Origin of the sequence: Jeotgalibaca dankookensis, assembly GCF_002005405.1 — a bacterium.
Lineage (GTDB): Bacteria > Bacillota > Bacilli > Lactobacillales > Aerococcaceae > Jeotgalibaca > Jeotgalibaca dankookensis.
This window is the reverse complement of sequence record NZ_CP019728.1, coordinates 442,042-464,452: the sequence shown is the minus strand read 5'-3', so window position 1 is coordinate 464,452 and position 22,411 is coordinate 442,042. Positions and strand designations below refer to the sequence as shown.

The 22,411-nt window shown below is 37.3% G+C and carries 24 protein-coding genes; 4 read left to right on the top strand and 20 right to left on the bottom strand.

The window, feature by feature from the left end; translation table 11 throughout:
• Window positions 1–147: 147 nt before the first annotated feature.
• Window positions 148–759 carry a 30S ribosomal protein S4 gene (gene rpsD, locus BW727_RS02290; RefSeq protein ID WP_062471220.1) on the top strand — a complete coding sequence of 204 codons (612 nt, stop codon included), beginning with the start codon at window positions 148–150 and terminating at the stop codon, window positions 757–759.
• Window positions 760–841: 82 nt separating this feature from the next.
• On the opposite strand, the gene BW727_RS02285 is transcribed toward rpsD, so the two are convergent.
• Genes BW727_RS02285 through BW727_RS02275 form a run of 3 tightly spaced genes read right to left on the bottom strand, consistent with a single transcriptional unit; the run spans window position 842 to window position 2,309 of the window.
• A complete protein-coding gene (locus BW727_RS02285) occupies window positions 842–1,531 on the bottom strand; it encodes a 5'-methylthioadenosine/adenosylhomocysteine nucleosidase (RefSeq protein ID WP_062471222.1) in 690 nt (229 codons plus the stop codon).
• A 19-nt stretch (window positions 1,532–1,550) separates the two neighbouring features.
• Window positions 1,551–1,751 (bottom strand): hypothetical protein, encoded by a 201-nt coding sequence (locus BW727_RS02280; protein ID WP_062471224.1) that lies wholly within the window; start codon window positions 1,749–1,751, stop codon window positions 1,551–1,553.
• Window positions 1,752–1,757: 6 nt separating this feature from the next.
• Window positions 1,758–2,309 carry an NUDIX domain-containing protein gene (locus tag BW727_RS02275; protein ID WP_062471227.1) on the bottom strand — a complete coding sequence of 184 codons (552 nt, stop codon included), beginning with the start codon at window positions 2,307–2,309 and terminating at the stop codon, window positions 1,758–1,760.
• 181 nt (window positions 2,310–2,490) lie between these two features.
• On the opposite strand from BW727_RS02275, the gene BW727_RS02270 reads away from it, so the two are divergent.
• The 3 genes from BW727_RS02270 to BW727_RS02260 all read left to right on the top strand — a co-directional run bounded on the left by BW727_RS02270 (window position 2,491) and on the right by BW727_RS02260 (window position 4,771).
• Window positions 2,491–3,192, top strand: coding sequence for a 5-bromo-4-chloroindolyl phosphate hydrolysis family protein (locus BW727_RS02270; RefSeq protein ID WP_062471229.1), 702 nt, complete (start codon window positions 2,491–2,493; stop codon window positions 3,190–3,192).
• An 11-nt stretch (window positions 3,193–3,203) separates the two neighbouring features.
• Window positions 3,204–4,400 (top strand): toxic anion resistance protein, encoded by a 1,197-nt coding sequence (locus tag BW727_RS02265; protein ID WP_062471230.1) that lies wholly within the window; start codon window positions 3,204–3,206, stop codon window positions 4,398–4,400.
• A gap of 122 nt (window positions 4,401–4,522) precedes the next feature.
• Window positions 4,523–4,771, top strand: a complete 249-nt coding sequence (locus BW727_RS02260) for a GlsB/YeaQ/YmgE family stress response membrane protein (RefSeq protein ID WP_062471232.1) — start codon at window positions 4,523–4,525, stop codon at window positions 4,769–4,771.
• 112 nt (window positions 4,772–4,883) lie between these two features.
• Here BW727_RS02260 and BW727_RS02255 read toward each other — a convergent pair whose 3' ends face one another.
• From BW727_RS02255 to mraZ, 17 genes are all read right to left on the bottom strand, one after another.
• Window positions 4,884–5,084, bottom strand: a complete 201-nt coding sequence (locus BW727_RS02255) for a cold-shock protein (RefSeq protein ID WP_062471235.1) — start codon at window positions 5,082–5,084, stop codon at window positions 4,884–4,886.
• A 271-nt stretch (window positions 5,085–5,355) separates the two neighbouring features.
• Window positions 5,356–8,118 carry an isoleucine--tRNA ligase gene (gene ileS / locus BW727_RS02250; RefSeq protein ID WP_062471236.1) on the bottom strand — a complete coding sequence of 921 codons (2,763 nt, stop codon included), beginning with the start codon at window positions 8,116–8,118 and terminating at the stop codon, window positions 5,356–5,358.
• A 281-nt stretch (window positions 8,119–8,399) separates the two neighbouring features.
• Window positions 8,400–8,963, bottom strand: a complete 564-nt coding sequence (locus BW727_RS02245) for a DivIVA domain-containing protein (protein WP_062471238.1) — start codon at window positions 8,961–8,963, stop codon at window positions 8,400–8,402.
• A gap of 25 nt (window positions 8,964–8,988) precedes the next feature.
• Complete coding sequence (locus tag BW727_RS02240) at window positions 8,989–9,768, bottom strand: YlmH family RNA-binding protein (RefSeq protein WP_062471241.1); 780 nt, start codon at window positions 9,766–9,768, stop codon at window positions 8,989–8,991.
• A 21-nt stretch (window positions 9,769–9,789) separates the two neighbouring features.
• A complete protein-coding gene (locus tag BW727_RS02235; RefSeq protein WP_062471244.1) occupies window positions 9,790–10,077 on the bottom strand; it encodes a YggT family protein in 288 nt (95 codons plus the stop codon).
• A 41-nt stretch (window positions 10,078–10,118) separates the two neighbouring features.
• Complete coding sequence (locus tag BW727_RS02230) at window positions 10,119–10,568, bottom strand: cell division protein SepF (protein WP_062471246.1); 450 nt, start codon at window positions 10,566–10,568, stop codon at window positions 10,119–10,121.
• Window positions 10,569–10,577: 9 nt separating this feature from the next.
• Complete coding sequence (locus tag BW727_RS02225) at window positions 10,578–11,252, bottom strand: YggS family pyridoxal phosphate-dependent enzyme (protein ID WP_062471248.1); 675 nt, start codon at window positions 11,250–11,252, stop codon at window positions 10,578–10,580.
• A gap of 2 nt (window positions 11,253–11,254) precedes the next feature.
• Window positions 11,255–12,493, bottom strand: coding sequence for a cell division protein FtsZ (gene ftsZ, locus BW727_RS02220; RefSeq protein WP_062471251.1), 1,239 nt, complete (start codon window positions 12,491–12,493; stop codon window positions 11,255–11,257).
• A 34-nt stretch (window positions 12,494–12,527) separates the two neighbouring features.
• Window positions 12,528–13,850, bottom strand: coding sequence for a cell division protein FtsA (ftsA, locus tag BW727_RS02215; protein WP_062471254.1), 1,323 nt, complete (start codon window positions 13,848–13,850; stop codon window positions 12,528–12,530).
• A 136-nt stretch (window positions 13,851–13,986) separates the two neighbouring features.
• Window positions 13,987–14,766: a cell division protein FtsQ/DivIB gene (locus BW727_RS02210; protein ID WP_062471258.1), complete on the bottom strand. Its 780-nt coding sequence runs from the start codon at window positions 14,764–14,766 to the stop codon at window positions 13,987–13,989.
• A 17-nt stretch (window positions 14,767–14,783) separates the two neighbouring features.
• Window positions 14,784–15,884, bottom strand: a complete 1,101-nt coding sequence (gene murG / locus BW727_RS02205; protein ID WP_062471260.1) for an undecaprenyldiphospho-muramoylpentapeptide beta-N-acetylglucosaminyltransferase — start codon at window positions 15,882–15,884, stop codon at window positions 14,784–14,786.
• 1 nt (window position 15,885) lies between these two features.
• Entirely contained in the window at window positions 15,886–17,268 is a 1,383-nt protein-coding gene (gene murD / locus BW727_RS02200) for a UDP-N-acetylmuramoyl-L-alanine--D-glutamate ligase (RefSeq protein WP_062471263.1), read from the bottom strand.
• A gap of 12 nt (window positions 17,269–17,280) precedes the next feature.
• Window positions 17,281–18,246: a phospho-N-acetylmuramoyl-pentapeptide-transferase gene (gene mraY / locus BW727_RS02195; RefSeq protein ID WP_062471266.1), complete on the bottom strand. Its 966-nt coding sequence runs from the start codon at window positions 18,244–18,246 to the stop codon at window positions 17,281–17,283.
• Between the two features lie 43 nt (window positions 18,247–18,289).
• Window positions 18,290–20,437 (bottom strand): penicillin-binding transpeptidase domain-containing protein, encoded by a 2,148-nt coding sequence (locus BW727_RS02190; protein ID WP_062471269.1) that lies wholly within the window; start codon window positions 20,435–20,437, stop codon window positions 18,290–18,292.
• Window positions 20,434–20,823, bottom strand: a complete 390-nt coding sequence (gene ftsL / locus BW727_RS02185; protein ID WP_062471273.1) for a cell division protein FtsL — start codon at window positions 20,821–20,823, stop codon at window positions 20,434–20,436. Before ftsL ends, BW727_RS02190 begins: the two co-directional genes overlap by 4 nt.
• Window positions 20,824–20,875: 52 nt before the next feature.
• Window positions 20,876–21,826, bottom strand: a complete 951-nt coding sequence (rsmH, locus tag BW727_RS02180; RefSeq protein WP_062471276.1) for a 16S rRNA (cytosine(1402)-N(4))-methyltransferase RsmH — start codon at window positions 21,824–21,826, stop codon at window positions 20,876–20,878.
• An 8-nt stretch (window positions 21,827–21,834) separates the two neighbouring features.
• Window positions 21,835–22,266, bottom strand: coding sequence for a division/cell wall cluster transcriptional repressor MraZ (gene mraZ, locus BW727_RS02175; protein ID WP_062471280.1), 432 nt, complete (start codon window positions 22,264–22,266; stop codon window positions 21,835–21,837).
• Between the last annotated feature and the right edge of the window lie 145 nt (window positions 22,267–22,411).

Sequence of the window (22,411 nt, the reverse complement as noted above, 5' to 3'; positions counted from 1 at the left end):
GTTTCCGCGTCAACATTTTATCGCCTTTCGAGGTTCAATTGTGTACCCTGTCGGCTGCATAAGGTGAAGATTGAAGGATGAAATGCACGTACCTATTCTATTTTCATTATTATTTTACTCCAAAACTATTATTGGAGGAATAAAATTATGTCACGTTATACAGGTCCAAGTTGGAAAAAATCACGTCGTTTAGGAATTTCTTTAACAGGTACTGGGAAAGAAATTGAACGTCGTCCATATGCTCCAGGACAACACGGCCCAAACAGCCGCAGAAAAATGTCTGAATATGGTCTACAACTACAAGAAAAACAAAAACTACGCTTGATGTATGGTTTAAACGAACGTCAATTCGTTACAACATTCAATAAAGCAGGTAAAATCAAAGAAGGTAAACAAGGTGAAAACTTTATGATCCTTCTAGAACGTCGTTTAGACAACGTTGTTTACCGTCTGGGTTTAGCTACTACACGTCGTCAAGCACGTCAATTGGTAAACCACGGTCATATCAAAGTTGACGGCAAACGTGTTGATATTCCATCTTACCAAGTCTCAGTTGGACAAACAATTTCTGTTCGCGATAAATCTAAAGATTTAGTTATTATCCGCAGTGCAGTTGAATCATTGTTTGGTCGTCCAGACTTCATTACTTTTGATGCTGAAAAACTTGAAGGTTCTCTAAATCGCTTGCCAGTTCGTGACGAACTGACTGCTGATGTAGATGAGTCATTCATCGTTGAATACTACAACAAATTAGGCTAATAAGTATCTCAAGCAGAACCTTCGGGTTCTGCTTTTTTCGTATTTAAAAAAGCTTCGGGAAACTAAATCCCCGAAGCTCTTATTATTTGTAATTTTTGATAAAACTGATTACTAATTCTGCTGATTTTTTACCAGCCTTAATAATAAATTCATCAAAAGAGATAGATGCTTCTTCATCAGCACTATCTGAAATAGAGCGAATAACAACAAAGGGAACTTCTAGTAAATAAGCCGCTTGCGCAATTGAAGCACCTTCCATTTCAGTTGCACCTGCTTGGGGAAACTCTTTAAGAATTCGTTCAACTTCTCTTTTACTTGCCACAAACGAATCACTGGATACGATTAAACCTTTGTGAGGACTTAGACCGAGCAATTCCGCAGCTGCCATAAACGTTTTCACTGCCAGGCTGTCACTTTGATAGCTAACTGGCATTTGCGGCACCTGACCCTTAGCGTAGCCAAAGGCGGTTGCATCAACATCATGGTAACTTAGTTCATCAGCTACTAAAACATCTCCAACTTTTAAGCCCGGTTGTAAGCCCCCAGCAGACCCGGTATTAATAACGAGCTCCGGTTGGTAACAATCAATCATAAAAGCTGTTGCTAAAGCTGAATTTACTTTGCCGATACCTGATTGCGTCAGGACGACAGGTTTCCCCGCTATTTCACCACTTATATAAGATAAATGATGAATCTTTTCTTTTTTTTGATTTTCCATTTGTGCTAATAAAACCCGCGTTTCTTCTTCCATTGCTCCAATAATACCAATCATCTAACTTCCTCTTCCCTTACTAAATTACAAAAGCCAATACAAATACCAAAACAATAGCGATTATAACGGTGATAATAGCCCAATTATAAAAGGTATCTAGCTTTCTTCCTTGTTCTTTTTCTAAAAGGCGCTGTCCTGTTTCAATCGTTTTACCTGTATTGACGCTTCCTTTTCGCTGTTTTTTTCGCTTCAAACCTGCTTCGTTATTTTTCTTTTTCATCTATTTTTATCCCTGTTCTTTCATTCTTAATTGCCAATACAAGAGTGCGTAGAGAGTTTTGGCATCACAAATTTCTCCAGAAGCTTGCAAGGCTAATGCTTCTTCATAAGTACATTCTAATACTTCTACAAATTCATCTTCGTCTTGTGGCAAAGGATTTTCTACAAGCGATAACTCTTCTGCTAAGTAAATGGTAAATTTTTCATCCAAATAAGCCGGTGTCGGATACATAGTAACAATTGCTTCCCATTTAGCTGCTTGGTAATGGGTTTCCTCTTCTAATTCGCGTTTGGCAGCTTCTAGAGGGTCTTCATCTGTTGCTTCTAATTTACCAGCTGGAATCTCTACGACGGTTCGATCGAGGGGTTTGCGAAACTGGCGAACTAAAACCATTTTCCCATCTTTCGTAAAGGGAATCATTGCAACAGCACCTGGATGACGAATAATTTCACGAACAGATGTCCCACCGTTTGGTAAAGAAACTTCCAGGCGTTCTAAATGTACTAAGACACCATCAAAAATAACTTCTTTGCTAAGTGTTTTTTCTTCAAACTCCATACTAGCAACTCCCTTTTCAAAGTCTTTATTCTCATGATACCGTAATTAATAACAGGAATACAACCTGTAATCATCTCTTTCGTCATTATCTTAGTAAAATCATCCTTTTGACTGATGGCCTTAGTTCCCAATATGTTAAAATAAAGATAGATAAATATAAGTTTTATTAGGAGGAACAGAGATGTTGGCATCTATTAAAAATGTACTCTACTTTACCATTACGAATGTCATTTGTCTGATAGCATTAATCGTGCTCTTTTTCGGTTTTGGATTTGATTTTTTCACTTCGCTTGCCTTAACTTTTATTTTGGGCGCTTTTCTTTATCAAAAAGAGAAAATCAAGAATCCAAATACTACTCACCCTTCTTTAGAGCGTGTGAGCCCCGAAAAAGAAGCTTTCTATCAAGTAAAGGGATTAACAAAAGATGAGATGAATCTTTTCCGAAAAACTATGTATACAGCACGAATTGACATTTACGAAATAGAGAAAAACATTAAAAAAAACACCAAGCTTTTAGCTATAACGAGCCGTAACCATACCATGCCAGTACTAAAAGATTTTTTTAGACACATCGTTGAACAACCTAATCGTTTACACGATGTTAATACTTTTTTATACACGCAACTCCCCAATTTAAAAGAGTTAACCAGTCACTACATTGAAATAGATAGTCATCTTTCCAAGACAAAAGAAACTTATCAAATACTGGCTAAAAGCGCTGAAGCAATTGATGCACTTTGCCAACAAATAGAAAGTAGCTATCGTGACTTTATGGCTAATGACTTAAATCGTGCTGAAATAGAAATCGAACTTGCGAATTATGGACGTGAAAGCGATAATAATACTCAAGTTGTGAAAGAACCATCAGAAACTGAACTATAGGAGGAATAAGATTGGATAATGAACAGAAAGATGTCAACCAAGAATTAGAAGACTTATTAGCCAACCCTTTTACTGATCCCTTTGCTAATACAGACCAATTAGAAACAGAAAAAAATAAACTCATGAATACGAAAACAGTTGACCCACTGATTTCACGTTTGCCGGAGGAAAGCCAGCGACAAGCGCGAGCCTTAGCAGCCCAAATAGACGAAAAAAATATGTCTGCTATTATTAGCTACGGTGCAGCAGCTCAAAAAAAATTAGGTGACTTTTCACATTCCATGTTAGATCACGTTCAAAACCAAGACATTGGGGAGCTTGGAGACTCATTGAATGAACTCATGTTTAAACTGAACGAAGCTAGTCCCGCTGACTTACAAGCAGAAGACAAGAATATTTTTAGAAAAATGTTTGGTAAAGTTAGACAAAGTGTTTATGAAATTACAGCTAAATACCAACAAATTGGTGCGCAAATTGATAAAATTGCGATCAAATTGGAACACGAGAAAAACGGCTTATTAAATGATAATATTATTTTAGAACAACTTTATAAAAAAAATGAAGATTATTTTCATGCGCTCAATATTTATATTGCTGCTGGTGAAGTAAAGCGTCAAGAATTACAAGAAACGATCATTCCACAAGCAATCGAACAGGCAGAGAAGACTTCCAGTCAAATGGATGTGCAAACAGTTAATGACCTTAATCAATTTCTTGACCGACTTGAAAAACGGACACACGATTTACTGTTAACGCGTCAAATGACGATTCAGCAAGCCCCACAAATTCGCTTGATTCAAAATACAAATCAAGCTTTGGCTGAAAAAATTCAAGCTTCAATTCATACTGCAATTCCACTTTGGAAAAATCAAGTAGCCATTGCTATGACACTTTTACGTCAAAAAGATGCTGTGACAGCGCAACGACAAGTTTCTCAAACGACTAATGATCTCATGCTTAAAAACTCAGAAATGCTAAAAATTTCTGCCATTGAAACGGCTCAAGAAAATGAGCGTGGAATTATTGATATCGAGACTTTGGAAAAAACACAGCAAGACCTCATCGAAACTTTACAAGAAACGCTTAGAATTCAAAAAGAAGGCCGCTCGAAACGCTTGGATGCAGAGAAAGAATTGTCTTCTATGGAGAATCAACTCCGCGAGCAACTTTTAAATTTACAAAAAGAAGAGAACGAACGCTTAACTTAGATTTGAGTTTTTTATATTATAAACTAATATCAAGGGTTATTATTATGAATTTTAACCTATCTCCCTTATAATAAAGATATAGCCAAGTAATGCTATGACAAAAAAGTAAAGGAGGAGTTAGAATGAGTTTAATTTGGTCACTTATAGTTGGAGGCGTATTAGGCGCTATTGCAGGGTCAATTATGGGAAGAGATATCCCAGGCGGAATTATTGGCAATATTATTGCAGGTTTTATTGGTTCATGGATCGGTACTTCTCTATTAGGAGAATGGGGATTTGAAATTGGTGGATTCTACATCATACCTGCCTTAATTGGTGCCCTTGTACTAATATTTATCGTATCGTTCTTCTTAAGTAGAACAAAAAGATAAATTATAAGCAGACTTAGAGGATGGAATTTTTTATTCCATCCTCTTTTGTATAGAAAAAGGCATCGTAACTAAAGTTACGATGCCTTTGAATTTACAAAGTAGAAACTAACTATTATAGTTTAGTTACATTAGCTGCTTGAGGACCACGGTCGCCTTCAACGATGTCGAATTGAACGTCTTGTCCTTCTTCTAATGTTTTAAAACCTTCGTCTTGAATAGCTGAGAAATGTACGAATACGTCTTCTCCTCCATCAACTTCGATAAATCCAAATCCTTTTTCTGCATTAAACCATTTTACTTTACCTTGTTCCATACTTTACAGTACCTCCAAAAAATATTTTCTAGTAACTTAATGATATAAATTTTTTTACTATATTGTGCGAATATCGCAAAACTAAATAATTATCTATATTCTAAATTACTATCTTAATTATAATGAAGTTTATTTAAAAAAGCAAGTTCCTTCATTTGAAAGCGTTTAAATACCCCTGTTTTTTTCTATACCAAGATAACAATTCCTTACAAACAAAGAGAACGTCCTAAGATTTTTTCTCAGGGCATTCTCCTTAATTTTTTAAATATTCTTATACTTCTTCCTCAGGTATTAAAGCTTCCGGGAATGAGACACGGACAATATGAGCACAGCGTGCACATAAAGTTGGAGCATCTTCAATGGTACCAACTTCTGGCTTAATCGCACGGCAACGTTCACACGTTTCTCCTTTAGCATGTGTCACTTCGACAATCATTGCTTCTGGCTGTTCGGTTTCAATAACTACTAATTGTGAAACAATCAGTAGTTGTGCTAGATCAGAATCAATGGACTCAAACAAAGCAGCCGTTTCTTTATTTACCTTCAAGGTTAGATGTGCCTCAAACGATTTACCAATAATTTTCTCATTACGAGCTTCTTCTAAAGCTTTCAGAATTTGATCGCGTAGTTCAAAGAACTTATTCCATTTGGCTAAAACAGCATCTTTATCTTCTGGGAAAACTGCTTTCGGAAATTCTGCTAACTGTACATACTCTTCTTCTTCTTTTAAATACTCCCAAATTTCTTCACTGGTATGTGGAATGATTGGTGTTAATAAGCGTGTCATACTTACTACAGCGTCATAAAATACAGTTTGCATTGCGCGACGTGCTTTATTGTCTTCTGCTTCAATGTAAACCACATCTTTAGCAAAATTTAAGTAGAAAGATGATAGTTCCAGCGTACAGAAATTCATAATAGTTTGATAAATAGTTGAGAAATGGTAGTCTTCATACGCCTTTACGCAAGTATCAATCACTTGATTTAAGCGTACAAGCATGTATTGATCAACCGACCCCAGTTCTTCGTATGGAACCCGATCCTCAGCTGGATTAAAGTCTTCTGTATTTCCTACTAAAAAGCGCATCGTGTTACGAATTTTACGATAAGTTTCAGAAACTTGTTTTAGAATTTCATCACTAATACGAACATCAGATTCATAATCAACAGATGACACCCACAAACGAATGATATCGGCTCCCATATTTTTAATAACTTTTTCAGGAAGGACCGTATTTCCAATAGATTTACTCATCTTGCGCCCTTTACCATCTAAAACAAAACCTTGTGATAGCACACTCTTGTATGGTGAAACACCATTAATCGCCACACTGGTTGTGATACTTGAATTAAACCAGCCACGATACTGGTCGGAACCCTCTAAATACATATCAGCCGGAAAGGTGAGATCCTCACGAGAACGTAAAACTGCTTCATGGGATGATCCTGAATCAAACCATACATCCATGATGTCTGTTTCTTTTGTAAAGTGTCCATTTGGACTGTCTTCATGTGTAAATCCTTCTGGCAACAGATCTTTAGCTTCGCTTTCAAACCAAATATTTGAACCATGTTCGCCGATAAGTTTAGCTACATGATCAATTGTTTCTGGTGTAATGATTGGTTCACCATTCTCTGCATAGAAAATAGGCAGTGGTACACCCCAAATACGTTGGCGCGAGATAACCCAGTCACCACGATCGCGAATCATATTATAAATACGGACTTTACCGGAAGGATGAATCCAATTAACTTTTTCAACTTCGTCTAAAATATCTTGGCGGAAGTCTTCGATAGATGCGAACCACTGTGGAGTTGATCGGAAAATAACTGGTTTTTTCGTACGCCAATCGTGCGGATAACTATGTACAAAAAAGTCTAGTTTTAAAAGCAACCCTTTTTCTTCTAGTAATTCAGTAACCATTTTGTTGGCTTTATCATAAAAGACACCTTCAAAGCCCGGTGCTTCATCGGTAAAACATCCTCTATCATCAATTGGTGATAAGACATCTAAACCATATTTTTTACCAATAATATAGTCATCATCCCCATGACCAGGTGCGGTATGAACAAGACCAGTCCCTGCTTCTAGCGTCACGTGATCACCTAGCATAACTAATGATTCACGGTCATAAAACGGGTGATGAGCAGTCATATATTCCAATTCTGAACCTTGCAGTTCTTTCAAAACAGATACGGTTTCCCATCCAATTTCATTTGTAAGTGTTTCTAGAAGACCTTCGGCAACAACATATTTTTTGCCATCTGCTTCAATTTCTACATATTTAAAATCAGGATGAACAGAAATCCCTAGATTAGATGGTAAGGTCCAAGGTGTTGTCGTCCAAATAACCAGCGAAGTATCTTCATCTAGTAGACCTTTCCCATCTTTTATTGGAAAAGCAACATAAATAGATGCTGACTTGACGTCTTTATATTCAATTTCAGCTTCTGCTAGTGAAGATTCACTAGATGGCGACCAGTAAATTGGTTTTAAGCCTTTATAAATATAGCCTTTTTCTGCCATTTTACCAAAGACACGAATTTCAGCCTCTTCATATTTGGGGTTTAGAGTCACATAAGGGTTATCCCAGTCTCCTGCAACACCAAGGCGTTTAAAGACCGTACGCTGGTCATCGATCTGATTCCATGCATAATCCTCACATAGTTTTCTAAACTCAGCGTCACTCATTTCTTTACGTTTAACCCCTTTGTTCGTTAAAGCTTGTTCAATGGGTAATCCATGTGTATCCCAACCTGGAACATAGGGAGCACGGAAACCAGACATTGATTTCGCACGAACAATAATATCTTTACTTACTTTATTTAAAGCATGTCCCATATGAATCGCGCCATTAGCATATGGCGGTCCATCATGTAAGACAAAAGATGGTTTGTCAGCATTTTTCGCTTGTCGTTTTTCATATACTTGGTTTTCTTCCCAGTCTTTCTCGCGTTCTAATTCACGCACAGGTAAATTTGCTTTCATTGGAAATTTTGTTTTTCCTAGTAACAATGTTTCTTTCATTTTCATGAAATAAATCCCTCCGATAATTTATATTAAATAAAAAAAGACCTCTCCCTCGGTAAAGGGACGAAATCTTCGTGGTACCACCCAAATTTAAAGCATAAAAAAGCCTGCTTTCTCTAGAAACTGTTAACGCGGTTTAGGCGATTTTGTCTACTATCAGTATGAGTTTCAACAAAATTTTCCCGGATGATCCGCCGATTATAGGGACTGTTGACCTTCCACCAGCTGTCAACTCGCTATTCGTTTATAATCTTTGGGTGTTCCATTGATTGATTACTATGATTCTACTTTGTTTCCTCAGAAATTTCAACAGCCATGGTTTGGATATTCGTATTTTTTCCCATGATTTCTTCTAATGTCGGTGCTAGAACATCACGTTCAGGGGTCTTTGTTAGAAGGAGATTCCACTTTTCATTATTAACTAATGCAAGTTGGGACTCAATTAATGCCAGTAACGCTTGTTTAAATTGGCTGCTTTCCTGACGAACCTTTTCTGTTTCTTTCATCAACTGATTTGCTTTTTCAGCAGATTCCTTCAGTAGTTTATTGGCACTTTTTTCCGCTTCCAATAAAATAAAGTCAGCTTCCTCATGTGTATTTATTTTTAGACGGTCAGCTGCTTCTTGCGCAACTACAATCGATTTATTCAGTGTATCTTGTAGCCCCTCAAAATGGCTAACACGATTTTCTAGAAGGTTTACTTTTTTATCGAGTTCTTTTTTACTTTTGATAAGTTGCTCGAACTCTTGTTTAACACTTTCTAAAAAATTATTAACTTGCTCTTTATCATATCCACGCATTTTTATATCAAACTCTTTATGTTGAATATCTACCGGCGTTAACCCCAATCCAAACCATTCCTTTCAAAACTGTTTACTTACGAAGAACTCCTAATTCAACACGCCATTTATCTTTCTTTGACTTACCTTCTATTTCACGTAACTGAATACGACCATACCCGCGTACGGAAAGAATATCTCGTACGCCCAATTCGAAATCGGGACGATCATAGGTTGCCCAATTTAATTTCACTTTACCACCAGCTACTAAGTCTTTAGCACGTTGACGCGATATGTTATAGACTGAAGAGATGACAGTATCAATCCGTAGCGAACTGACCGTGTCATGTTCAATTTCCCAATTATCAATTGGTTTAATTAAATCTGTATAGTTTTTTTCTTCTAAACGAACTGTTGTTTTTCCAATTTTAGTCACTTGTAGAATTATAAATGAACGGATGGATTGCGCTAAATAGAACTGCCAACGCTCGCCATCTGACATAATGTCGCCGAACATTTCTCGCTTTACGCCTGCTCCCATTAAGGTACCTAAAATTTTACCATGCGTTAGCGTAGCAAATTTAATCGGGTAATTAATTTCTACGAGGTCTAGTTCAAAATCCTCTTCTTTTGGTTCAAAATAGTTTGGATAAAGAAGCGCTCTTTTACGTTCTGCATTTTGGTAGCCACCATAAAACTGGACCTTCACTTCACCTAGTTTACCCACTAACATTTCAATTATATATTGTTGCCTAGGATCTAAAAAATCTGTTAAATAAGGTACGTATTGTTCCTGTACTTGAATTAACCAAGATTCAACTAAGTCAATAAAGGGTTGCTCTTCTTTACGAAAATGCTGATACACTTGTTCCATTACTTACACCGCCTTTCCTGACTATTGGACTAAACGAATAAGAAATATCAAAACAACTTGTGCGCCATACTCGACTAATCGAAGGAAAAGAATAGCAAAAAGGACGCTAAAACTGACCATTCCAACCGATGGGATTAAACGGCGAAAAACATTTAAGTAAGGCTCAACTAATCGCGCAATAAGTTGTCCAAATTTTGAAGCAAAAGCGTTTGGTAACCAGGTCATCAAGGCATAAATAATTAATAGAGTTGAATAGGCATTGATGAGTCTGGGAACGATTGCTAATAACCAAAGCAGTATATTTACCATTCAATTTTCCTTTCTACTATCTTTTTCCGTATAATAAATAATTAATAATAGTATTTTTCTCGTTGTTCTTCTGTTTCAATACTTGTTATTTCAATTTCAGGAGGCGTGCAGAGAAAAATACCTTCGCCGATTTGTTTCATATCTCCACCAATTGCGTAGACAGCCCCAGCAATAAAATCAATAACTTTGGCTGCTTGATCATTTTCCATTCTTTTAAAATTTAAAAGAACAGATTCGCTATTGATAAGATAGTCCGCAATTTTTTCAGACTCTGAGAATACTCTGGGCTCTACAATATAAATATTAGATTTTGGGTGATCAACTTGTTTTATCATAGGGACCACTTTCACTTTGCTTTGAGAAGTTTTATTAGTTTGTCTGGTAAATACTTCCGGTTCCTGTTTATAGGTTTGAGGCTGAGTAGAGCTGCTGTCTAGGTCATCATCATCATCTACTCCAAAAAAATTACGTAAACTCGTTTTTATACTCATTTGACTCCCTCACCTTTCAAATAAAGCAGATCCTACTCGTATAAATGTCGCACCTTCTTCAATCGCAATAGGGTAATCACGACTCATTCCCATACTTGTTTCATGACAAGGAGCATATGACAGCTTTTGAGAAGCAATAGATTCTTGTAACTCCTTTAATGTTCGAAAACAAGCCCGTAATTCGGTTTCTTGGGCATGAATGGGCGCCATCGTCATTAACCCTACCACATGAATCATTGGATAATTTTCAATTGTCTTTATAAATGCATCCAATTCATTAGGCGAAATTCCATGTTTAGATAGTTCTCCAGTCACATTCACTTGGACAAAACACGAAACAGGTTTCTCTGCACGCTTATTAATTTCTTTAGCTAAAGACTCCCGATCAAGCGAATGGAAATAATCGATTTTATTGATCACTTCTTTAACTTTCCGTGTCTGTAAAGAACCTATGAAATGCCATGTGATATCGTTTTGTTTAAAAAAACTTTTCTTTTCTAGTAACCCTTCAACGCGATTCTCTCCAAAATGACGACAGCCATTTTGGTACAGAACTTCTGTATCATTTAGGCTCTGTAATTTAGTAACCGCAACACAAATTAATGTGTCACGGTTACGAGTTACGGCATTTAAATGCGATTGAATAGCAGATTCAACACGTTGATAGTTTGAATCAATTGTCATTATTATCTCCGTCTTTTACGGAAGAATGGTGGTGTTTCTAATTCGTCATCACCATGATCTTCATCTTTAGTATTTTGGTAACGTGGGTAATTTTCTTTTGATGATGGCGCATGTGTGTCACGTACGTTTGATTCACGGCGGATATCCCAATCTCCAAACAAGTCTTTTTCTTCTTCTTGTTCGACAGCCATCTCTGGTTCTTCTTGTGTTTGAGACCCAGAATCTTTACGTGATCTAAATGGACTTCCACCACGGCTTGTTGTCTTTTTTTCTTCTTTTTTGCGGTCAGCATCAATACCTGTTGCGATAACAGTAACCATTACTTCATCGCCTAATTCTTCATTAATGGAAGTACCTAAAATGATATTAACATCACTTGTAGAAGCTTGAGCAACAATATCACTTGCGTCTTGTGCTTCAAATAGTGTTAAGTCAGAACCACCTGTGATATTAAGAAGTATTTGCTCTGCGCCATCAATAGAAACTTCTAATAATGGGGAAGAGATAGCTTTTTTAGTCGCATCAGCAGTACGGTTTTCACCAGAAGCGATACCGATCCCCATCAGAGCAGATCCTTGGTCTTTCATAACGGTATTAACATCCGCAAAGTCCAAGTTTACATATCCAGGGGCAGTAATTAAATCAGAAATACCTTGTACACCTTGGCGTAGAACGTTATCAGCTTCGCGGAATGCTTCAAGCATCGGTGTTTTCTTATCTACAATTTCAAGTAGTCGGTTATTAGAAATAATAACTAATGTATCTACATTTTGTTTCATTTCAGCAATACCTTCTGCTGCATAACGACCTCTTTTAGGGCCTTCGAAACTAAATGGACGTGTTACAACACCAACTGTTAAAGCACCTTGATCTTTAGCAATTTTAGCAACAATAGGTGCTGCACCAGTTCCGGTTCCGCCACCCATTCCGCAAGTAACAAAAATCATATCTGCTCCAGCAAGTGCTTCTGCTAATTGTGCTTCGCTTTCTTCAGCTGCCTTACGACCTACATCAGGGATTGAGCCTGCGCCCAGTCCTTTTGTTAATTTTGGCCCAAGTTGGATTTTCATTTCAGCTTTTGAAGCATTTAACGCTTGTGTATCTGTATTGGCAACGATAAACTCAACGCCTTTGACACCTTCTGCAATCATTCTATTGACAGCATTTCCACCTGCGCCACCAACACCGATTACTTTAACTTTTGCGCCACCACTCATGATTGAATCGAATTCTAATTCCATTATATATCCTCCTACGTATCTTTAAGTTACTGAATTATTCAAAAATTGACTGGAAGAATTGTTTTACTTGGTCAAAAAACGACTGACTTTTTGATCGTTCGCGTTCTGGCTCTTCTTCCACATAAGTTGGTTCCGTGTGAACCACTGGTTGTTTCCGTTCTTGAATCGGAATAACTTTAGGTTCAGACTGTCTGTTTTTGACTGATTGTTTTTTTGCCACCAGGTTAATTTCATCTTGTTCACCTGTATATTTAATTAAACCAAGACTTGTTGCAAAAATTGGATGACGCATTCCCATTTGTTCAGGAACATAATGCTTAACATTCAATTCAAATATTTCTTCAGCTAGTTCAATTATCCCAGGAATAGCCGACCCGCCTCCGGTTAAGATAATCCCACCAGGTAAGTCACGCGCTTCAACTTGGTCGAGCGCTTTCTTAACAGTTTCAAAAATCTGCACTAACCGTGCCTCGATGATTTCAGCTAAATACTTTTCATCTGCTCGCATTGGTTCATCTTTTCCAATAACTTCTACTGGGAAGAATTCCTCATCGGATGCATCTTCAGGGATGGCACAACCAAATTCACGTTTGATGTATTCCGCGTTGTCCATTGTTGTATTTAAGATAATAGAAATATCTTTGGAAACAAGATTGCCACCTTGAGGATCGACATAAACAAATTTCAACTGGTCATCATGTATGACTGATGCTGTTGTCTGTCCGCCTCCTAGATCAATTAAAATCGTTCCAAAATCGCGTTCGTCTTTACTCATCGCAACGCTTGCAGTCGCTAATGGTTGAACGACCATATCTTCTACAACCAGCCCAGCTCTTTCCACACAGCGCTTAATATTATGGACAACTGTTTTAGGTCCAGTTATCATATTGGCATATAATTCTAACCTGACACCAATCATGCCACGCGGATCTCGAATACCGTCAAAGCCATCCACGATAAATTCTTCTGGAATGATGGAGATAATCTCTCTATCAGGAGTAATCGAGCGTACTTTTGCAGCAGCGAAAACATTTTGGACATCACTGTCTGTAATCTCTTTATCTTCACTTGTGACACCATACATGCCATGACAGGGTTCAATACTAATTTGGTTACCAGGAATCCCAACGACAACATTCTTTATTTTTTTGTTTGCTTTCTTTTCAGCTTGTTCAACTGCATTTTTTATGGACGTAACTGTTTCATCGATATCCACAATAACGCCTCTGCTGAGTCCTTTAGATATTTCATTTCCGACTCCAATAACGTTTAACTGATTATTTGCATATTCCGCCACAACTACTTTTATTGAAGTGGTTCCAATATCTAAACTGACAAATAAACCTTCATTCTTCATGTTTATTGAAACCTCCGTTTGCTAATGCTTTCGCAGAATCGCGATAATAATGTGACCATTTTTATTGATTTTATAAAATTACTTATACCCTACCTATTCTAGCACAAATTTTTAGTTTTTTTAAATATTTTAGTGATTATTCACTAGATTCCAGTTCTAAATCAATTTCTTGAGTTGTTTCCGAATCAAATGGTGTAAAAAAGGCGCCGACTTCCATGTCAATTGTCCCTTTTTTATCTTTTAGTGTTTGGGCCATAGCGGGGTAATAAATAATCTTTTCTGCGAAATCATTGATATTCGCAGTAATATAATTACCGTCGTTCATGTATAAACTAATCTTGTAAGGATTTTGTTTCGTACCTTCATAAGTAATTTCAGAAATGCTATTTTGTACCTCTTCATCTATCGTTTGAAACGCCGTAATAAATTGATTGAGTAGAGGGCCTTGCTCAAAATGAGAGAGAATCGGATTATTTCCGATGGGCACCTGATGAAATTCATCTAGTATACTGCCATTTTCAAGTACACTATGATAACCGTTTGCTTGGTCTAAATAAGCGATTGTTTCAAATTCTTCAACCTCTAAAACAATGTCATGGAGTTCCTCTCTTTTGACTTGAACTGCTTTGACCTTTGGAAGTGTTGAAATGATAGCTGCTTCTACCGCTTGGCTGCTCGCTAGTGTCCCAATCGTTGTTTGATGGCGACTGATTTGACTGGCATCTAGTACGAGCTGTTCTGGTAGCTGCTCTACTCCCTCTACATAAACGTCATTTACTTTTCCATAGGGAGAGATGAGGAAACCAGTAAACATGAGACCCAAACTAAATCCGGCGTATAAGCCAATATATTTTTTATTCGTCTGTCTTATCCGTTGATCTCTTCTGGGCCGTTTTGCTCCTACTTTTTTCAACATCTTACTAACCTCCTTACTTACTCGATTAAAGATTGGATCACCTTAAATAGGCGATCTGCTGCATCGGGTACTCCTAGGCTAATTGCTTGTTGTGACATTTCCATTCGAACTTGGTCATCTTGTAACAAAGAATCAATTTTCGAAAAGAGGCTATCACCTGAAAGGGCCTCTTCTTCAATAATTTGAGCTGCGCCTTTTTTTGCCAGACTTTCAGCATTTTTTAATTGATGGTTAGCTGTGACATAAGGACTAGGAATTAAAACGCTGGGAATACCTAAGGCTGTCAATTCTATTAGAGTTGTTGCACCACTGCGACAAACAACCAGATCTACACTACGAAATAAAGCGGGCATGTTATCAACATAGGGAACGACTTTTACATTGTCTACTACCGAATTTAACCCCGATAATTGTGTCTTAATCTCTTCATAATGCCTTTGCCCGGTTACTAAAATCGCTTGATAGGCTTTTCCTTCAAAAAAAGGAGCAGCTTCCACCATTGACTGATTGATTTTTTCTGCTCCACGACTCCCGCCAAATACAAGAACCGTTGGTAAGTCATCTTTTAAATGAAAGGTACTTAAAGAAGTAATCTCTTCGCTATCAACTACTTCTTGAGCACGAGGATTTCCAGTATAAACAACTTTTTTTGCATACTTAGAAAAATCTGAACGAACATCCTCAAAACAAATAGCAATGTTATTAACATAAGGCGCTAAAAACTTATTAGTCACACCAGCGACTGAGTTCTGTTCGTGAATGATTGTAGGAATATCAAGTCGGTGAGCGGCATAAAGAACAGGTGCGCATACATATCCACCAGTCCCTACTACAACGTCTGGTTTAAACGCACGAATAATTTTTTTTGATTTTTGAACACTTGTTAGCATTAAGTAAAGGGTTTTTATATTTTCTAAGGAAAAAGAACGACGCAAGCCTTGGATTTCAACAGATTGAAATTTAAGACCCGTTTTAGGAACAATCGTACTTTCTAAACCACGCTCTGTGCCTACATATAAGAATTCTGCTTGAGGATCTTGCTTTTTTATTTGACGCATCAAGGCCAATGCTGGGTATATATGTCCACCCGTCCCGCCTCCTGATAAGAGAATTCTCATTTTATGCCTCCTCCTTTTCTTTTTCTAACAGACCTTCGACAGCTTGGATAAAAACGTCCCCACGCTCTTCAAAGTTTTTATATTGATCCCAGCTTGCACAAGCCGGAGACAATAAAATAATATCACCAGAATCACTTATTTGATAAGCTTTAGGAACGGCCGCTGCGACATCTTCAACTTCTATAATTGTTTCGATCCCCGCTTGTACCGCAATATCTTTTAGTTTTTTTGCTGTTTGACCAAAAACAATCATAGCCTTGACGTTCGTGAGATATGGAATTAAAGCATCGAAATTATCCCCACGATTCAGTCCGCCAGCCAGAAATATAATTGGTTTATCAGGAAAACTTTCTAAAGCTGTTTGCGCTGCTAAAATGTTTGTGGATTTAGAGTCATTGTAGAAGGAACGTTCCTTTATTTCTGTTACAAATTGGATGCGGTGTTTTACGCCTCCAAACGCCGCTAAAGCTTCAAATATTGATTGGTTACTAGCACCTTTTATTTTAGCTACTGCTAAAGCAGCCAAAGCATTTTCGATGTTATGAATACCGGGTACACCGATGGCTTCTACCGGCATTATTTTTTCTTCTTTAAAATAGAGCCAATCTTCTTTTACATAAGCTCCTTGCAATAAAACTTCTTTACGAGAAAAAGGAATAATTTTTGCTTGGCTAGTTTGCGCCAGTTCTTGTAGCTCTTTTTGGTCCCAATTCAAAATGAGGTAATCTTCTGGAGTTTGATTCATAGTTATACGCCATTTAGCAGCAACATATGCCTCACGGGAGCCGTGGTAGTCTAAATGTGAAGACGTAATGTTCGTAATGACAGCGATATGGGGATGAAAGGTATCAATTCCCATTAGTTGAAAACTTGACAACTCCATGACAACATCGTCTTCAGGTAAAGCTTCTTTTGAAATGGTTGTTGCTGGGATACCAATGTTGCCAGCTTTATAAGCAATACCAGATTGACGATTTAAGTTTAATATTTCATGAACCATAGTCGTTGTAGTCGTTTTTCCGTTCGATCCGGTAATCGCAATTATGGGTGCTTTGATAATTTCATAAGCGAGTTCTATATCCGTAAAGATTGGAATTCCCAATGATAAAGCTTGCTTTATCATCTCGTTAGAATAAGGAATACCCGGATTTTTAATGACAAAAGAGAAGGTGTCATCCAATAAATCAGTTGGATGGTAGCCAGATACAACGGGAATACCAGTTGCTAGGAGTTCTTGTGCATCTGCATTTTCTGATAAATCCTTTGCGTCATTGACGGTAACATCTGCTCCTAGTTCATGCAGTAATTTTGCAGCATGAAACCCACTCACAGCTAAACCAAGAACCAATACCTTTTTATTTTTAAACCGATTACGTTCCAACATCCTACTACCTCCTTATAGAATTAACAAAAGGCCCAGTATAGCTCCTACTAATCCAACTAGCCAAAATGTAATAACTACTCGCCACTCACTCCAACCACTCATTTCAAAATGATGATGGATTGGACTCATTTTAAAAATACGTTTCCCTCTTAATTTAAATGAACCTACTTGCAAAATAACACTCGCTGTTTCAATGACAAAGATAAGACCAATTATCAATAAAGACCATTCTTGATGCAAAGCCAGAGAAACCACTGCAAGCCCGGCCCCTAACGATAAGGACCCAACGTCTCCCATAAAGATTTTGGCCGGCTTTTTATTAAAGAAAAAGAAACCAACTAAGCCACCAATAATGACTAGACAGAAGAGTAATACTTCAATTTGATTTTGTAGATAAGCAATATAAGCATAGGCACTATAAGCGATTGTTGCTGTTCCAGCTACCAAACCATCTAAGCCATCCGTTAAATTCACTGCATTTGAAAAGCCAGTAATCCATATGATAGTAAAAATGGCAAAAAGTAACCAATTTGCAACTGAACCAACAAAAGGTAAACTTAAAATCGGTTCTGATCCACTAAAATAAAACAGCATGACAAAAATTGCAGACCCAGCAAGCTGAGCGATAAATTTTTGTTTTGAGGTTAGTCCTTCATTCTGTTTTTTAAAGACTTTTATAAAATCATCCCAAAAACCGATAACGGCAAAAAACAAGAGGACAAAAAGCAACATAAAAGTGGAAACATTTAAGACGTTTTGCCAAAATGCCATACCAATTAAAATAATTGCCGCCGATAAAACAAAAATGGCACCTCCCATAGTGGGAGTTCCTGATTTTACTTCATGCCATAATGGCCCTTCTTCTCTTGTCGTCTGACCAAATTGACGCATTCGCAAATACCCTATAAATATCGGCATAATACTAACCGTTAGTGCAAAACTAAATACTGGTGGCAATAACATTTCTGTCCAGTGCATATTAAATTCTCCTTATTTAAACTACTTATTCGAGTTGTTTTTATTATTCTAAAGTAATATGGATTGTCTTTTTGGTATCTAAAAGATAGCCAGCTGGTAAATCTTGTTCACTAACAAATCCTTCTCCTTTAAATTGAAAATTAACACCTGTTAATTCAGAAACTTTTAAAACATCATCACGGGACCAGCCACTCACATCTGGCATCGTCATTGCTCCTTCGGTCATCAATATAATCCTTTGGTTAAGTAAGGTTGGAACCATTTGTGCCGGATATTGTTGGACAATACGACTGCCGGTACCAATTGTGCTAATTAAACCAAAGCCATCTTCTTCTAACTTTGTAATGGCTTCTTCTTTTGATAATTGAGTGACTTTGGGAATTTGTGCTTGAACTGTTTCTTCTTGATCCTCGTTACCTAATTGTGCATAGGACACTGCCCGTGTCATTAAAGGATTGAAAACTTCTGATAAATAATCGACGAAAACTTTCGGTTCATTATTTTGTGGAAGTTCCAAAGTAACATATAAAATATACTCTGGGTCTTCGATTGGAGCAAAACCAATTGCTGAATAGAGGTATTCGTAAGTACCTGTGTAGTACATCCCAGTTTCGGGATTTACTAATTCAGCTGTCCCTGTTTTTACACCTACTCGTGCATTATCAATTTGATAAGCAGAGGCTGTTCCGTAGTCTGTATAAACAACTTCCGTTAAATAATTCAAGACAGCTTTTGCTGTTTCAGGGGTGATAGGAGATGCTAATTCTTCTGGTTCTATTTTTTGTACTTCCTTTGTTTTTGGGTCAACAATTTTGTCAATATAGTGAATTTTCATCATCGTTCCGCCATTGGAAATCGCGGTGAAAGCTTGTACTAATTGGAAAGGTGTGACCGTTACACCTTGGCCAAACGCTGTATTGGCTTGTTCTAAGGGATAATCGAAATTGTAGTGACCTTTCGCTTCATTGGACAGTCCCGAATTCGTGCTTGTTGAGATACCAAATGCTTGCATATAAGATTCCCAAACATCAAAGCCCATTTTTTCAATTAATTTTACCACTGCCACATTACTTGAACGAGCGAATCCTTCTAAATACGAGATTTCGCCCCAGCCAATTTTGTTAAAATCTGAAATAATTCCACCTTCAACAGCAATAGAACCAGACTGATAGGTTTCCTGCGGCTGAAAGACACCTTCATTTATAGCTGCAGCGATTGTGAGAACCTTGAAGGTTGACCCAGGTTCAAATGTCTCCTCTACGAGCAAATTTTGCCATTTCAGGTCAACGCCCTCCATTGTGGTTGCATTAAAACTTGGTCGTTGCGTTGCCGCCTCAATTGCACCTGTTTTAGCATTTACGAGCATTGCAGTCATGGATTTGGGTTCTGACTCTTCAAATGCAGTAGTTATAAGAGATTCTAAATAGGTTTGCAACCGTAAGTCCAAAGTCATATAAATATCCTTACCATCCGTTGGCTCTTCCAAAATCATCTCCATACCAGGTAAAGCATAACCTTGTGAATCTTGTTGTCTTATAACTTCGCCATCGGTTCCTTTTAATTGTTTATCAAATTCTTCTTCAACGCCCATAAAACCAGTCAACACTTGATCAGCTGCTTCTTTCGATTCCTCACTAATAGCAGCGTATCCAACCAAATGCGAAGCAAAAACTCCATTTGGATAGAGTCGAGAAGGTGTCTCTTGGAAGACAATTCCTGGTAGCTTCTCTTCTTCAATTTTAATTTTTTCGCCATACGTTAAATTCATACCCGGTTCACCAAATTCAACTTGGTCTCTTTCTGTTTGATTCAAAATTTCTAATAATTCACTTTTACTCAAGTCAATATGCTTCGCTAATGCTTCTGCCGTTTTTTCTTTCTCAATAATGTGATTAGGTTGGTCTTCATTGCTCCATTTATCAGTTAAAACACCGATTAATGAATAAGAAGTAGCATCCAGAGCAATTGGATTCCCACCTATATCATAGATAGTTCCCCTTTTTGCTGGTAGAATGCTACTTCTAGTATACAAGTTCTCAATCCGTTCACTTAAATTTTCGCCATTCACTGTTTTCGTCATCATAATCATTGAAAACCGGGTAGCAAAGATAAGAAAGATTACTCCGGTGAAGAGCATTAAAACACGCGTCATATTACGTCGGTTTTTTTGCGGATTGTTATTATTTTTCATCTCATGACATTCCTTACGTTTGCTTCATTCATTTCAAGACCCATCGTCTCAGCAATTTCCATAATTCGACTATATTGAGATAACTCTTGAACTTCTTGTGATAAATTATCATTTTCCATTGAAATAACTAAACTGCGATCCTGTAAATCCTGTAATTGACGATTCTGATTAGAAATAGTCACTTGTGTCAATAAACTTAAGAAAACTAAAATAATTGCTGTAATCATAATTGCGACAAGTGCGGTAATTTCTTTGCTCCATTTTTTATATTTCCGGCGTGGTGCGGTTACGGTAGGGTTAACAGGAACAGGATGTGGGTTTGGGTTTGGGTTTTGGATTTCGACAGCTTGATTGTATACTTGTTCCGCATATTCTGATGTTGCCACAGAAAACATTCCTTTCTATTAGCCCATACATATTAAAACAAACTGCATCGACCTATTTTTTTCTTCGTTCAATCACTCTCAGTTTTGAACTCTGCGAGCGCTTATTCTGATTGAGCTCATTTTCACTTGGTAAAATGGGTTTTCGATTGATTAGTTTATAATCAACTTCCATTTGCGAAGGTAAGAGTGGCAAGTTAGCTGGAATTTCTTCCCTAGATGAAACTTCTTTAAACATCGTTTTAACAATACGATCTTCTAGTGATTGGAAGGTAATAACACTGATTCTTCCTCCAACGTTCAGTAAATCCAATGCATCTTCTAAAGACTCTGCAATGGCACCTAATTCATCGTTTACAGCAATTCGTAAAGCTTGGAAAATCCGTTTGCCTGGGTGTCCACCCTTTCTTCGAGCAGCTGCTGGGATACTATCACGGATGATATCAACGAGTTCACTTGTTGTCTGGATTGGCTTGTCTTCACGAATACGCTCAATTCGACGCGCAATTTGCTTGGAAAATTTTTCCTCTCCATAACGATAAAATATTTTTACTAATTTTTCATAAGACCATTCATTCACGATTGTGTAAGCCGTTAACTCTTGATCTTGATCCATACGCATATCTAAGGTTGCATCAAATCGATAACTAAAACCTCTTTCCGCTTCATCAAGTTGCGGAGAAGATACACCCAAATCATAAAGGATGCCATCAACACTAGTGATGCTTCTGTTTTCTAATTCTTCTCTTAAGTTTCTGAAATTAGATTTAATCAAGGTGACTTGCCCTTTTTCAATATAAGTAGCTAATTCGCGTTCAGCATTTTCAATCGCAACACGATCTTGATCAAAGGCGTAGAGATGCCCCTCTTCATTTAATTTTTCTAATATTTTAAGGCTGTGACCGCCACCACCTAGTGTACAATCAACATAAATACCGTTTGGTTTGATTGCCAAGCCTTCTATCGCTTCTTCTAAAAGAACGCTATAATGTTCATATTCAGTCATTTTTACACCTACAATCCGAAATCAATCATATTTTCTGCAATTTCTTCAAACGTTTCTTCTGCTGCTTCAGCAAAACTTTCCCATTTCTCACTACTCCAAATTTCAATACGGTCTGAAACACCAATAACATGACATTCCTTTTGTATGTTGGCGTATTCAAGTAGGGTTTTGGGAATATTAATTCGACCTTGTTTATCTATTTCTACTTCAACCGCAGCTGAATAGAAAAAACGAACGAAGGAGCGTGCATCTTTTTTAGCGAGTGGTAACTGCTTTAATTTATCTTGAAGGACCTGCCACTGACTCATGGGGTAACCAAATAAACACCCGTCTAGTCCTCTCGTTAAGACGAGAGATGGGCCTAATTCTTCCCTAAATTTTGCCGGTATAATAATTCGGCCTTTTGTATCCATATTGTGTCTATATTCGCCCATCAACATGAAAATCAGCCCCCACTACTAATATAATTTTAGTCTACCACAATCCCCCACTTCCCACCACTAAAATTCTATAGAAATGAAAAAAACAACATTTCGATTTTTAATCTCACGTTGTTTTTTTATTAAATAAAAAATATATGAAGTT

What these genes read in the sequence shown, in the direction of transcription:
- rpsD (WP_062471220.1), top strand. Translation starts at nt 148, where the DNA reads ATGTCACGTTATACAGGTCCAAGTTGGAAAAAATCACGTCGTTTAGGA.
- BW727_RS02285 (WP_062471222.1), bottom strand. Translation starts at nt 1,531, where the DNA reads ATGATTGGTATTATTGGAGCAATGGAAGAAGAAACGCGGGTTTTATTA.
- BW727_RS02280 (WP_062471224.1), bottom strand. Translation starts at nt 1,751, where the DNA reads ATGAAAAAGAAAAATAACGAAGCAGGTTTGAAGCGAAAAAAACAGCGA.
- BW727_RS02275 (WP_062471227.1), bottom strand. Translation starts at nt 2,309, where the DNA reads ATGGAGTTTGAAGAAAAAACACTTAGCAAAGAAGTTATTTTTGATGGT.
- BW727_RS02270 (WP_062471229.1), top strand. Translation starts at nt 2,491, where the DNA reads ATGTTGGCATCTATTAAAAATGTACTCTACTTTACCATTACGAATGTC.
- BW727_RS02260 (WP_062471232.1), top strand. Translation starts at nt 4,523, where the DNA reads ATGAGTTTAATTTGGTCACTTATAGTTGGAGGCGTATTAGGCGCTATT.
- BW727_RS02255 (WP_062471235.1), bottom strand. Translation starts at nt 5,084, where the DNA reads ATGGAACAAGGTAAAGTAAAATGGTTTAATGCAGAAAAAGGATTTGGA.
- ileS (WP_062471236.1), bottom strand. Translation starts at nt 8,118, where the DNA reads ATGAAAATGAAAGAAACATTGTTACTAGGAAAAACAAAATTTCCAATG.
- BW727_RS02240 (WP_062471241.1), bottom strand. Translation starts at nt 9,768, where the DNA reads ATGGAACAAGTGTATCAGCATTTTCGTAAAGAAGAGCAACCCTTTATT.
- BW727_RS02235 (WP_062471244.1), bottom strand. Translation starts at nt 10,077, where the DNA reads ATGGTAAATATACTGCTTTGGTTATTAGCAATCGTTCCCAGACTCATC.
- BW727_RS02230 (WP_062471246.1), bottom strand. Translation starts at nt 10,568, where the DNA reads ATGAGTATAAAAACGAGTTTACGTAATTTTTTTGGAGTAGATGATGAT.
- BW727_RS02225 (WP_062471248.1), bottom strand. Translation starts at nt 11,252, where the DNA reads ATGACAATTGATTCAAACTATCAACGTGTTGAATCTGCTATTCAATCG.
- ftsZ (WP_062471251.1), bottom strand. Translation starts at nt 12,493, where the DNA reads ATGGAATTAGAATTCGATTCAATCATGAGTGGTGGCGCAAAAGTTAAA.
- ftsA (WP_062471254.1), bottom strand. Translation starts at nt 13,850, where the DNA reads ATGAAGAATGAAGGTTTATTTGTCAGTTTAGATATTGGAACCACTTCA.
- BW727_RS02210 (WP_062471258.1), bottom strand. Translation starts at nt 14,766, where the DNA reads ATGTTGAAAAAAGTAGGAGCAAAACGGCCCAGAAGAGATCAACGGATA.
- murG (WP_062471260.1), bottom strand. Translation starts at nt 15,884, where the DNA reads ATGAGAATTCTCTTATCAGGAGGCGGGACGGGTGGACATATATACCCA.
- murD (WP_062471263.1), bottom strand. Translation starts at nt 17,268, where the DNA reads ATGTTGGAACGTAATCGGTTTAAAAATAAAAAGGTATTGGTTCTTGGT.
- mraY (WP_062471266.1), bottom strand. Translation starts at nt 18,246, where the DNA reads ATGCACTGGACAGAAATGTTATTGCCACCAGTATTTAGTTTTGCACTA.
- BW727_RS02190 (WP_062471269.1), bottom strand. Translation starts at nt 20,437, where the DNA reads ATGAAAAATAATAACAATCCGCAAAAAAACCGACGTAATATGACGCGT.
- rsmH (WP_062471276.1), bottom strand. Translation starts at nt 21,826, where the DNA reads ATGACTGAATATGAACATTATAGCGTTCTTTTAGAAGAAGCGATAGAA.
- mraZ (WP_062471280.1), bottom strand. Translation starts at nt 22,266, where the DNA reads ATGTTGATGGGCGAATATAGACACAATATGGATACAAAAGGCCGAATT.